Origin of the sequence: Prevotella sp. P3-122 (assembly GCF_002251365.1) — a bacterium.
Taxonomy (GTDB): Bacteria; Bacteroidota; Bacteroidia; order Bacteroidales; family Bacteroidaceae; genus Prevotella.
Map to the genome: position 1 here is coordinate 36,926 of NZ_NPJH01000006.1, position 12,516 is coordinate 49,441.

The 12,516-nt window shown below is 49.5% G+C and carries 7 protein-coding genes and 1 pseudogene; 4 read left to right on the forward strand and 4 right to left on the reverse strand.

The window, feature by feature from the left end; genetic code table 11:
* Positions 1 to 4 precede the first annotated feature (4 nt).
* Genes CIL02_RS00970 through CIL02_RS00980 form a run of 3 tightly spaced genes read left to right on the forward strand, consistent with a single transcriptional unit; the run spans position 5 to position 5,582 of the window.
* On the forward strand, positions 5 to 2,254 hold the full coding sequence (locus tag CIL02_RS00970; RefSeq protein ID WP_141210070.1) for a hypothetical protein: 2,250 nt from the start codon (positions 5 to 7) through the stop codon (positions 2,252 to 2,254).
* Positions 2,255 to 2,289: 35 nt separating this feature from the next.
* Complete coding sequence (locus CIL02_RS00975) at positions 2,290 to 2,961, forward strand: hypothetical protein (RefSeq protein WP_141210071.1); 672 nt, start codon at positions 2,290 to 2,292, stop codon at positions 2,959 to 2,961.
* Between the two features lie 14 nt (positions 2,962 to 2,975).
* On the forward strand, positions 2,976 to 5,582 hold the full coding sequence (locus tag CIL02_RS00980; RefSeq protein ID WP_141210072.1) for a hypothetical protein: 2,607 nt from the start codon (positions 2,976 to 2,978) through the stop codon (positions 5,580 to 5,582).
* 62 nt (positions 5,583 to 5,644) lie between these two features.
* On the opposite strand, the gene CIL02_RS00985 is transcribed toward CIL02_RS00980, so the two are convergent.
* A complete protein-coding gene (locus tag CIL02_RS00985) occupies positions 5,645 to 6,133 on the reverse strand; it encodes a hypothetical protein (RefSeq protein WP_094398626.1) in 489 nt (162 codons plus the stop codon).
* 80 nt (positions 6,134 to 6,213) lie between these two features.
* Positions 6,214 to 9,039: an ATP-binding protein gene (locus CIL02_RS00990; protein WP_170934972.1), complete on the reverse strand. Its 2,826-nt coding sequence runs from the start codon at positions 9,037 to 9,039 to the stop codon at positions 6,214 to 6,216.
* Between the two features lie 275 nt (positions 9,040 to 9,314).
* Between CIL02_RS00990 and CIL02_RS00995 the strand changes: the two are divergent.
* A pseudogene (locus CIL02_RS00995) lies at positions 9,315 to 9,556 on the forward strand (IS1380 family transposase); the annotation flags it as partial.
* Between the two features lie 150 nt (positions 9,557 to 9,706).
* Here the strand turns inward: CIL02_RS00995 and CIL02_RS01000 are convergent.
* Together CIL02_RS01000 and CIL02_RS01005 are read right to left on the reverse strand one after the other, a co-directional pair.
* Positions 9,707 to 10,717: a bile acid:sodium symporter family protein gene (locus CIL02_RS01000; protein WP_170934973.1), complete on the reverse strand. Its 1,011-nt coding sequence runs from the start codon at positions 10,715 to 10,717 to the stop codon at positions 9,707 to 9,709.
* Positions 10,718 to 10,958: 241 nt separating this feature from the next.
* Positions 10,959 to 12,506: a YifB family Mg chelatase-like AAA ATPase gene (locus CIL02_RS01005; RefSeq protein ID WP_094398628.1), complete on the reverse strand. Its 1,548-nt coding sequence runs from the start codon at positions 12,504 to 12,506 to the stop codon at positions 10,959 to 10,961.
* Positions 12,507 to 12,516: the final 10 nt, after the last annotated feature.

The window sequence follows — 12,516 nt, forward strand, 5'->3', positions numbered from 1 at the left end:
TAATATGAAAAATCTGGTCGTGGCAGTTCTTACGGTGGCTGCACTTCAAACCATGGCGGCGCTGAGCACGGGCGCGAAGGTGCAGCCCCAAAATTCGGCTCCAAAGGAGGTGAAATCAGCCGCCGCCGACACGCTCGACCCGCAGCTGCGCCCTACACCTGTGCGCATGCGCTTGCTGGCACGCTCCTACGGCGATAGCGTGGTTCTGCGCTGGGCAATTGACGGCTTCCCGGAATGGCGATACTTAACCCAAACCGGCGTCAACGTGTTCCGCTATGAGCCATCGGCAGGCCTCGAAATCGACACCATAGCTTTTCAACTCAAGCCTTTGAGCCGGGAGCAGATGCGCCAACGCTATTCGCAGACCGACTCTGTGGCTTTGCTTGCCATGGGTTCGCTCTATGGCACCGGCAGCCTCACCGCCGACATGACGCCTTGGACACCGGGCTCGATGGGCGCATTTGTCGACATCGAACAGGACCAGAAGATGCGTCTTGCTACGGCTTTCCTCGTCTCGGAGTGGCGCTCCGACTTGGCTGATGCTCTTGGCTTGCGCATTGTCGACCGTACGGCAAAGAAAGGGCATACCTACACTTACATTATTCGTCCGGCTGTTGAGGACACAACCGGGTTTTTCCTCATTGAGAGCGACCGTATAATGGCGCTTAAAAACGAAAAATATCGCCCTGAGCCTTACGCTGTCACCCTCAGTGATTCAGTAGTAGGTCATGGTCAGGTGGTTTTGCGCTGGAACGACCAAAAGAACGGCTCATTCGAGATTTATCGTCGTCGCAAAGGCGATAAGGAGTGGACGCACGTCAACGAGCGCCCCTATCTGCCACCTTACAAATTTGAGTCTCAGAACGAAGATGCCATCTTCTCCAACTCGGTGCCCGAACTCGGCACCTACGAGTATGCCGTGCAGGCACACGATGCTTTTGGCGACCTCACCGAGATGTCAGCCCCGCATGCCGTCACCTTCCGCGACTTGCAGGCACCTATGCCACCGCGAATCACTCAAATAGTCATTGAGCGTCCTAACCGTCAGGACCCTTCTGCCGAGGTGTGGGCAAACATCTATTTCAGCAAGGACACCATGGAGAACGATTTCGTGCGTTATGTGCCTATGTACTACAACGAACGCGACAGCCTAAAGTCGTGGCGTCTGCTCAGCGAGAAATACGTTGCTCCTGAAGACACCATGATGCGCATCGACGTCACACACGTTTCTACGGGCATGATGACAATTGCTGCCGTCGACACTGCCGGCAACATGGGCTACGCAATGCCTACACTGCTGCGTGTGGCTGACCTCAATCCTCCAAAAGCTCCTGTCAACCTTACGGCAATCACAAAAATCACCGGAGAAATTCTGCTATTATGGGATATGCCCGACAGCGTAGACGTGCAGCACTACGAGGTGTTCTACGCCAACGATTTGAGCCACCATTTTGTGTCAGCCTCCGAAAATGAGATGATTACCAGCCGCGCTTGGCAGGATACAATATCCACGAATGCCAACCAGCGCTACATTTACTATACCGTTCGCGCACGCGACTTTGCCCGTAACATCGGACCATTCTCCGACACTATCAGAGTGTTGCGCCCCACCCCCAATCCTCCCACTGCGGCGCACCTCGACTCGACGTACACCTCACGCCGCGAGGTGTATATGCGTTGGGCTGTCGGCGGTGAGGAATACATCGCCCGTCACTACCTCAAACGCAAGATGGAAAGTGAGCCCGATGACCGGTGGACCACTTTGGCAGTGTTCGACGGCGACAGCGTGGCTGCTGCCGGGTACTATCTGACCTATACCGACCGCCCGGCGATTAACCGCAACGACCGATATGAATACATGGTGGAGACCGTTAGTTTTTGGGATATAAGTTCAGGGCCTTCGGCGTCGCTGCTGGCGCGTGTGCGTGGCGACAACTATATCGAGGGGCTTGGGCTAAAGGCTTTCGCCACTTACGACTCTCGCAACAAACAAGTTCGCCTGACTTGGGAACACGCTGCAGTGCCCGATGGCGCACCTTATTACTACTGCATCTATCGCAAAGAAGGCGACGGCGCCGATTTCCGCTATGTTATCAATGTCGACAGCTCCGAGCGATTGTTCACCGACCGCCTGTTTGCCGGCGAAACCAACGAATACTATGTAACTATCCGTCTTAAGGACGGCCGCGGCACCACACCGTCGAACACGGTGAAGGTAACCGCACCAAAGCCTAAAGACGCCGATAATAATTAGTTTTTTTTAATTCTTTAAGTCGAATACAATTACAAATGAAGTATTTAATACATACCATTGCCTTGATAATGCTGTTGTTCGCGGCATGCGGCGATTTCTACGTATTCGAGAACGAACCGGACTCGTGGGATGGCGTTACAATGCGTGTGCTCTGCGACTCTAACTATGTGATGGAAGGCGACTCCATGCCTCTTCTTGTTGATTTCTCACCCGTAAATCCCGACAGCGGAGCAGTGTACTGGTTTATCCCCGACACTGTTATCGCAAAAGTTCGACATAACACTCTGTTTGCCAAGACTGCCGGCGAATTGCAGCTTGTGGCGGTGTCGAACAACGGACGTCTGCAGGACACTGCTCGGGTCACCGTATTCGAACATTGGGATACAGACAGGCTTGAGTTCTCAAACACGCACGACATGGTGATTTATGCAAACATTACCGTTGGAGGAAAAGGGTGGAATCCCGAATCGCAACCCGTGGCTGCCTTTGTTAACGGACAGATTGCCGGTGTTGCCGAGGCTCGCGAAGACCATGGCATCAAGTATGCCCGCATACGCATTTGGTCGTATGCCGACCAGTTTTCGGGAATCGTCACCTTGCAATGCTACGACCGTAGTCGCTACCGCCTGTATTCCGCCCTCGACATTGATTTCAGCGTCGACCCAACGCTTGGCACTCTATCAGAACTCTATCCCGTCAATTTCTAAACTTATAGCAAATTATGAAAAAATTCTTAGCAAAATATTTCGTTGCAACAATATTGCCTCTAATAGTATGCTCATGCACGCTCATGCTTGAAGAGCCGCCAGCTCCCGACGCTACCGAACCGGGAGAAAGCGGCGACGGCATAACCTCGCCACGCACCGAAATCAACGAATTCGGAAAATCGACCTATCAGTACAACGAGGGAGTGCGCATTATTGATGAGTCATACCTTCCATATTTGGTTAAGGCATATAAAGGCTCGGAAAACGACACAATTCTGAACGAGACACACCTCTATTTTGCCAAAAACATTCCGGCGGATATGGTGCCTCAGCGCGGCGAGCTCATAAGCACACAAAATGTGCCGATGATTGACTTCGCATTGTGCGACAAGGTTATTGCTGTAGAGACCGAAGGAAACTTCTATAAGGTTACATCTCATGTGGTTCCCCTTGACAAAATCTTCAAGGTGCTTGAGGGTGAATACATCTTAGACATAGTGGCTGATGGCGACAGTGCATCAATAGGCAACACTCGTTCGGGCGAGTTGTCGGGTGTCGGAGCTCATATCGCAGGCGGATATTACCGCAATTTGAAGACGCGTGGCTTAGATTTTGATATATTGACCGGCGACATTCCAATGGCAACGGTTTGCGTTTCGAGTGATAGAAAGACTACACCGCAAGATATTTTTAAAGAATTGAATACCGACTCCTGGGGGAAACCGGCAGATATATTAAAAAAGACAAATCATATTAAAACGGAAGTTTCTGGTTCTGAATGTCAATATTTCATAGGACAGCAGTTTTATTTCACCGTTGCCGTTAAACTGTCGCTTACCGGTATCAGAGTTGATCTGACGAGTAAAGTCAAGACGGCTTTGGGCATAGACGGTAAGAAATTTAAAGGCACAACATCCATGGGTGTTTTTTGTACCGATGGGTCGGATGTTGAGTCTGACGGTTTCTTTCCGGCTAATTCATTCAATAAATATGAATATATGCTTGAACTTCCCGACGTTCTGTCAATTCCCATTGTCATCGGTGTTCCGATGACGATAACTGTTGGATGCAGCGTCATCAATGATATGAAATTTGAGCTCGATAGTTCGGAGAAATTCCATTTTGAGACCAGTTTTACCGACGAAAACTTTAAATTCGGAGCAACTGACAAGGAGTCGAAGGTTAAGAAAAAGAAGGGCGGAGTAAAGCACCAGACCAACGAGCATGATGGCACCGTGAAATTTAAATATGGCACACGCAACACCTTTGAGATAAATGTAGGATTTTCCCTCGGAGCGGGCGGAAGCACAGTTGAAAAGGTAAAAAATGTAATGGCGGCGACGACCCTAAAAGGCAAATTAAAGGAAAGTGCAAAGGAGATTGCTGGTGACCAGTTGCCATCTTTTACACCTTTGGTGATACGACTCGTCTTTACGTATAAAGACGTCAACTTCAGCGATAACTCAGCAGTAAGTCCTTCTACTATAGAATATAATGGCAGAACATATAAATGCGGTGGCAACTCATGGCGCGACAGAAGTCTTTCGCTTGGAGCAGGCGCCCGATTCCTGCAAATAAGCGGTTTAGGCTCTGTTACTGGTGAGATTGCCGACGCAACGATGGACCAGTATGGAAACAAAGATATTCAAACATTTTATAGTATTTTGGGTAAATTAAGAAGCATTCTTTCCACACCAACGGCAGGCGGAGAGATTTGGAGTGCCCATTCATCAAAATATGCAACATTTCAGTATGATATAGATGTTGACGTAGATGAAGGTCTAGAAGATTTTGAGTACGATGATAAGCTAATTTACGAAGTTGAGCTTACGCCAAATGTCGTTGATGAGACTCACGAAACAGACCATTTTTATGCTAATCGTTGTTTCAGCAATTTGCAATTGTTGGTTCTGGATAAGAATAATAAAGTAATTGCTGTTGGAGAACCTTCGGGGTCGGCACCCGGATTTGCAAACAAGATAATTCCGGAGGAAAAGGCCTATCAAGATATTTACCCAAAGGAAGATTATGAGTTTAAGTTTGCACTTAACAAACGATATGCTATCGAAGGAATCAAGCTTGTTCCAGCGTATGTTGAATGGTATAATCCCCAAAACCCAAGTAGCCAGTTCGGATGGACCAAGACATATATGTATGACATCCCATACACAATTTATGGAGAAAATACAGCCGTAAAATTCAATTATCCAAAAGGTAGACGTATCTTAAATAAACCTAATTTTGTGGGAGTGCTCTTTGATGCAGACTTTCTTTTGTCGGAAAAAGATAACAAACGACGCGCTGACCAAAAGATGTGGGTTGAAGTTCAGGGCCTTAATGATAAGGGTGAAGTGATTATGAAGGGGACACTGTGCTTTGACGGCCAGTCGAAACGTGCTGGCACCTTGAAAGGATTAGCTTATTTCCCTGCTGACGAACTGGATTCAGTGAAAAAAATCACATTTATTGCGAAGTATAGTTATTTGACTTATGGCATAAAAAACCTTCAAGAGATAGGTAGACAGACATTCGACTTCCCATTAGTTCCTAATGGAGAATCAAACGCTATAGATTCTAAAGAATATCAAAAGGATGGATATGCCACAGGCACTGTTTACTAACCGGCATATCCGCCATTAGAGAGGCATCTCGGGCGAGATAACACTCACGCCATACTAATCTATCAATATAAGATAAGAGCGGCAATGGAGCATTTTTGCTCCGCTGTCGCTCTCGCATTTGGCGAAGCATAACCCGGGGACACCTGCACTTGAAATATCATTATTGCACCCGGTATGGGAGGAATAGCCACGGGTTTTGTGCCAAACAGGGCGGCAGTGGTTCTTTGTTTTGCTGTGACTTGAACAGCATAAAGATGGCTGGGGCAAAAATTCTTGATAACATTTGCCGGAATAATCTGCGGAACAATCAGCCCATTCTTTTTGAAGAAAACAGGCGCTTTCGCCATAAGATAGTCAATAGCTTGCCCGTCAATGAGTTCCACTATGCGCAAATCATAAATGAAAGTGGCAGCAGGGGCAGCGCTTACTACAGGCGGAGTCCACTGAAATACAGGGTTTTGCGTTGAGATGGTGTATACGTCGCATCCGCCATCGCTGATGCTGGAAGTGGGTGTATTAGGGTTAACCCAAGCGGGCGCCTGAATGTTCATATCCTGAGCATGTGAAATGCACGATCAGCCGACGATTGCGAGCAGGCATAGAATGGATTTTAGATTTCGCATAATGGTTTTCAGTTATTATTGGTTTTACGGGAATCGGAGCGATATGCCTTTGGCGTCACACCCACTGTTTTACGGAATACGGTGCTGAAATATCCCGGGTCCTCCATGCCGCATTGATAGGTAATCTCGGCAACAGTGAGGTCGGTTGTCATCAGAAGGTTTTTCGCTTTTAGCAGACGCAACTTCAATATATACTCTTTAGTGGTTATTCCGGTGATAGCCTTGAGTTTACGGTTGAGCTGCGCACGTCCGATGCACATTTCGGCAGCTATTGCGTCGTAGTCGAGTTTGCCAAGAGTCATTGCATTATGAACGGTGGCGACAAACTTGTCAACGAAAGCTTTGTCGAGCTTCTCGCGCTCGGTGAGAGAGTCTTCAATAATTACGAGTTCGCCCTCTGTTTCAGCAGTTTCAATGCTGTCGTTAGCAGGAAGGTTCTCCAAGGTGGCAGCAAATTTCTGCTGGAGCAGGCGGCGTTGTTCCATGAGTTTTTCGGAGCGGATGTTGAGCTCATCGGCGTGGAACGGTTTCTCCAAATAAGCATCGGCACCAGCTTCAAGTCCTTTTATGCGGTCGTCGTGAGTGGCGCGTGCCGTAACCATAATCACGGGAATATGGTCGAGCAACTGCGACGAGCGAATCTTCTTAGTCATATCAAAGCCGTCCATCTCAGGCATCATGACGTCGGCTATGATGATGTCGGGAACCAGTTGTTCAGCCTTAGCAAAACCTTCTACGCCATTAGATGCGAAGTAATAGCTGAATGCAGGATTCATTTGACCGGCAATGTATTTTGCCACATCGGGAGTGTCCTCAACAATCAGCACGCGTGTGACGTATGATTCGCTGTCGTCGTCGGCGTTGGCGGCGTCGACAGGCGAGCTATAATTGCCGTAATCGGGCAATGCGGGATGATATGATTTAATGTCGAAGGCTTCCTTCGCTGATTCGGCGGAATGGATAGGAAGAATTACGGTGAATGTAGTGCCGGCATTTGGCTCCGATTCCACAGTGATGGTTCCATTCATGGCTTTTGCTGAAAGCGCAGCTAACGGAAGCCCAAGTCCTGAGCCATCTTGAGTGTTTCCGCCGGCAATTTGGTGGTATGGCTTGAAGATATGGTCGATTTCATCGGCAGGGATGCCCACGCCGTTGTCGTGCACGGTGAGCCTCAAATTGTTGTCGTTCACCGAGGTGTGTATGCTCACAACGCCATCAGGGTGAGAGAACTTCAGGGCGTTCGACAGCAAGTTTTGTACAATCCGTTCAATGTATTCGGGCACAAAATCCATTTGAATGGAATTAGGTTGTGACGAGTAGTCGACCGTGACATTTCGGTCGGCGCCATACAGACGACAGCTTTCGCACAGCATGGTGATGTAGCCGGTTACATCGCCATGGCGCCATGGCAATTTCTGCGTTCCTCCGTTCGACAATTTTGCAATGTCAAGCAGTTGGTTTATCAGGTTCAGCAATCGGTTTTCGTGCCGTGCAATAGTGTGCAGGTCGTCGGTTATTACATCGGTGTCCACGATGTGTTTTAGCGCATGGCTTGTGGCTCCGCGAATCACGGTGAGTGGAGTGCGGAATTCGTGCGTAATATTGGTGAAAAACGCTGTGCGATTATTTTCTTCGCGGCGCAATATTTCGTTGCGCTGACGGCGCACTTTGTTGAGGCGAACGAGCATGGCAATGGCACACGCGGCAAGCAAAAGAATTATCACGGCGCTAACGATTACAGTGCGGTTCTGGCGCTTTTCATATTGCAGCGTGCGCTGAAGTGCCTGTTGCTGCTCGTTCAGTTTCTCGTTCTCATATTTCGCAGCATATTCGCTTGTGGCTTTTTGAATCTCGCGGCGATACAACGAATCCTTGAGCACACCAGCTCTTTCAAGCTGGGTTAATGCTTCACGCGGATTGGATTGCTTGAGCGCTTCATACAGACCCATGCGACTCTTCGATTCGTTGAACATGTCGCCGCTTTGGCTAAAGAAATCGAGGGCTTTATTGAAATACTCGGCAGCCAAAGCATGATTGTTGTCAGCCAAAGCAATTGAGCCAAGCTGGTTGCAAGCGATGCTGTATGACTGAATGTTGCCTGTCTTTTGCAGAATAGGCAGGGCTTTGAGAAGGTTGGCACGAGCGTTCGACGTCTTTCCCATAGCCAGTTGCACGGCAGCCATCTGGCACAGCCGGATTGCCGCTTTGCTTTCGCGTCCTGCACGCAAGTCAATTTCGTAGGCTTTGGTGGCGTATTCAAGTGCTTTCTCGTTATTGCCAATAGTCTGGAATATCTCAGAAGCGATGCCCATCTGTATAGCCATTCTCAGCGAATCGCCGGCGGCGGTGCTTTTGTCGATTGCTTCGATAATGTATTTTCGGGCATCTTCGGGCCTTTTCGATTGAGTGTACATGAAAGCCAAGTTGCTCAAATCGCTGCTAATGGCGCTTTTGTCGCCCGAGGCACGGTCGATTTCAAGCAATCGCTTGCCGAGCTTAATTGCATTGACATAGTCGGATATTCGGGCATAGGATGCCGATAGATAACTGAGGCAGTCGGTTATCTTGAGGGTGTTGTTGCCTTTAATGATTAGCGGAAGCGCACGATTGCCATATTTCACCGCTTTGCGGAACTGTTGTTTTTCGAAATAATAAATAGTGGCAGTCAACCACACTTCAGCCCGGACAGAATCGGCATGCCATTTGGCGGGTATCGTGAAAGGCTCATCGAAAAAGTTTTCTTCGTTGAGTATGTCGAAGAGGCGGTTTGCCAACACGCGCTGTTCTTTGCTGTCTGTTTTGTCGAATTCGCTTAGCAGTTCGGGAATTGTCATCTTTTCGATTGAACCTGCAAACGAAAGTGCACTGCCGAAACACATGGCGAGTGAAAAAAACAGAAAGGCTTTGCGATAAAACGAGGCTATATTCATTGTTTTTGTATATCCTAAATTCCGCAACACTATTATAAATTCAACTTTTTAAGTACCTGGGCAACAAAAAGTTCTTGCTTATGGCAAGCGGCAAAGCCGAGCGGCTCAGGATTTTACCATATCAGAATTTCTACTTAACTTTGTGTTGCGTTTAAAGACAAGCTAAACCCTGATCTGACATGACAAAGATAGCAATAAAAACCGAGAAACTCACTCCTTTTGGAAGCATATTTTCAATTATGGAACAATTTATCCCTATGCTTTCTTATACGATAGATATAACTTTGGCACTATAAGCAAGTATCATGGCTACCAAAATAGTGAAATCTTCCTATCATTCATGAGCATTTACCTCTGTGGAGGCTCATGCATTGAAGATGTCACCACTCATCTGATGTGCCATCTTTCACTCCACCCGACAGATGCTGTGTATTGCCTCAAGGCGCATTGTGCGGTAAGGGGATTATACGTCTGTGCCATTTTATGAGGGTGGTAGCGGTGACAATATCATCAGCCAATAGTCATCCCCGCAATTATTCCACCGAGCCGTCAGTTGTTGTGACGGTTGAGATTAACGAGCTGCTGTTTTGCCGTCCCTGTAATGGTCGTAACGCACAAACAGGCCAGCCAGCAGCGTGCCCGAAATGGAGTGGTAGGCGCAGCTTATGGCGCAAGGCACGACACACAGTACGGCCTGTGGTGCCACGGCAAGCTGTTCGGGCCCTGCAAAGTAGGTAGATGCCAACACGGTGGCCATGCCGGCGTTTTGCATGCCTACCTCGATGGAGAGTGTGCGCCGCTTGGGTGTCTCAAAACCACAAATGCGGCCCACCTGATAGCCAGCAAGATAGCCCAGCGAGTTGTGTACAAAGACGACGGAGAGCATCAGCAGTAGCAGCCCAGCGCCGTTGGCTTCCAACTGTGGTCGCACCTGCGTGACAACGCTTCCCACTATCAGCGCCAGCCCCACTACACTAAGGCCGGGCATGGCCTGGCGTATTTCACAAAAGCGTCCCTTGCTCCCCCATAAGTAGTTGAGCAGGAAACCGGCGGCTACAGGAAGGATGGTGATGAGAAGTATGCCGCGAAACATACCTAAGGCGTCGACCTCGATGCGGGCATCGGCCAGCCACCATACGAGCAGAGGCGTCATAAGCGGGGCAAGGAGGGTGGAGGCTGTGGTCATGCCGACAGAAAAGGCCACATCGCCACGACAGAGATAAGACATGATGTTGCTCGACACACCGCCAGGACAGCAGCCTACCAGAATGATGCCGATGGAGAGATAGGGGTCGAGCGAGAAGAGCCGCGAGAGGGCGAAGGCCAGCAAGGGCATGAGGCTGTATTGCGCACATGCACCAACCAATACGTCGAGTGGCCGGCTAAACAGAATTCTGAAGTCGGCATGGGTGAGCGTGAGGCCCATGGTGAGCATGATGAATCCGAGGATGAGGCTCGACACATCACCCCGTACCCAGGTGAAGAGCATGGGGAAACACCAGGCCGCTATGGCGGCGGCTATGACGAAAGCCGAAGAGTGGGATGTGAGCAGACGGCTTATTGACTGAATAACTTTGATCATGGTTGACTGGTTTTAAATATTTCGAAGTGCAAGATTAATCATAAAAACTATATGGCTGCCTTTTTCGTACAAAAAACATGCGACCCCGTATAACGCCTGACACCCAGAGGGTTTCGGGAACGGAGTCGGCCAGCTTGACGGACAATATGTTAACGGCTTCCATCAGAACAACGGCAAGTTACGGGACCTGCAACAGCCTGTTGTTATTTTTAAGTTTTGCACATGTAGTCTTTATGTAATGTTATTTTCCTCTTTCTGCCCAGTCAGCTCTGTCAAGCTGCCTGTACCCTACAGCCTCTGCTATGTGTGGGAGCTGTACATTGTCGCTGCCGTCAAGGTCGGCGATGGTACGAGCCACTTTCAGTATGCGGCTGTAGGCGCGTGCCGACAGTGACATGCGTTCCATGGCCATACGGAGCATGTCGAGCGACTGGGTGTCTGGCTCGGCATATTGATGAATCATGCGTTCGGTCATCTGTGCGTTGCAGTGTATGCCCTTGTATTCCTTGAAACGCTCCTGCTGGATTTTCCTTGCTGCTATGACACGCTCGCGTATGGCTGCACTGGGTTCTCCTGGTGCTGCCTTTGAAATATCCTTGAAGGGTACTGGCGTTATCTCACATTGAATGTCGATGCGGTCGAGCAGTGGGCCGCTAATCTTGTTCATATACTTCTGTATCTGGCCTGGCGTGCATACGCAATGATGAGTGGGGTCGCCATAGTAACCGCACGGACAGGGGTTCATGGAGGCTATGAACTGAAAGTTGCAGGGGTAGCAGATGCTGTATTTGGCACGACTTATGGTGATGTTCCTATCCTCAAGGGGCTGGCGCAGTACCTCAAGAGTGTGCTTGTTGAACTCTGGTAACTCGTCGGCGAACAAAATTCCGTTGTGTGCGAGGCTGATTTCTCCTGGCATGGGATTGGTACCTCCACCTACGAGAGCTACTTCAGAGATAGTATGGTGGGGACTGCGGAACGGGCGGCATGAGATGAGTGACGAGTCTTGTGACAGCTTGCCTGCTATGCTGTGTATCTGCGTGGTCTCCAAGCTCTCGGCCAATGACAGTGGGGGTAGTATGGACGGCAACCGTTTTGCCATCATCGACTTGCCGCTTCCAGGGGGCCCGATCATGATGAGGTTGTGCCCTCCTGCCGCTGCCACCTCGAGGGCGCGCTTGACGTTCTCCTGTCCACGGACATCAGAGAAGTCGAGGTCGAATTTGTATTGTCTTTCATAGAATTCCTTCCGTGTGTCAACAACCATTGGCGAGAACTCCCTCTGCCCGGTGATGAAGTCGATGACCTCGGTCATTGTCTCCATGCCGTACACCTCAAGGTTGTTGACTACAGCAGCCTCCCTAACGTTGGCTTTTGGTACTATCAGCCCCTTGAAATGCTCTGCCCTGGCTCTGATTGCTATGGGTAGTGCTCCTTTGACAGGCTGCAGTCTTCCGTCGAGGCCAAGTTCTCCGACCATCATGTATGAGGAGAGGTTATCGCTGGCGATTTTCTCATCGGCAGCCAGTAGCGCAATTGCCAGCGGCAGGTCGAAGCTGCTGCCTTCCTTGCGTAGGTTGGCTGGCGCCATGTTGACGGTGATGTCTCTTCTTGGGAAAGCGTAGCCATTGGTCTGCATGGCTGCTGCTATGCGGTTGCGTCCTTCCTTGACGGCCTCGTCGCCCAATCCAGTGAAATGGTACATGATGCCTGGGACGATGCTTACCTCTATGGTGACGGTGTTCACATCCAGTCCGTTTACGGCTGCGCTGTATGTCTTTACGAGCATAGTGGCAATG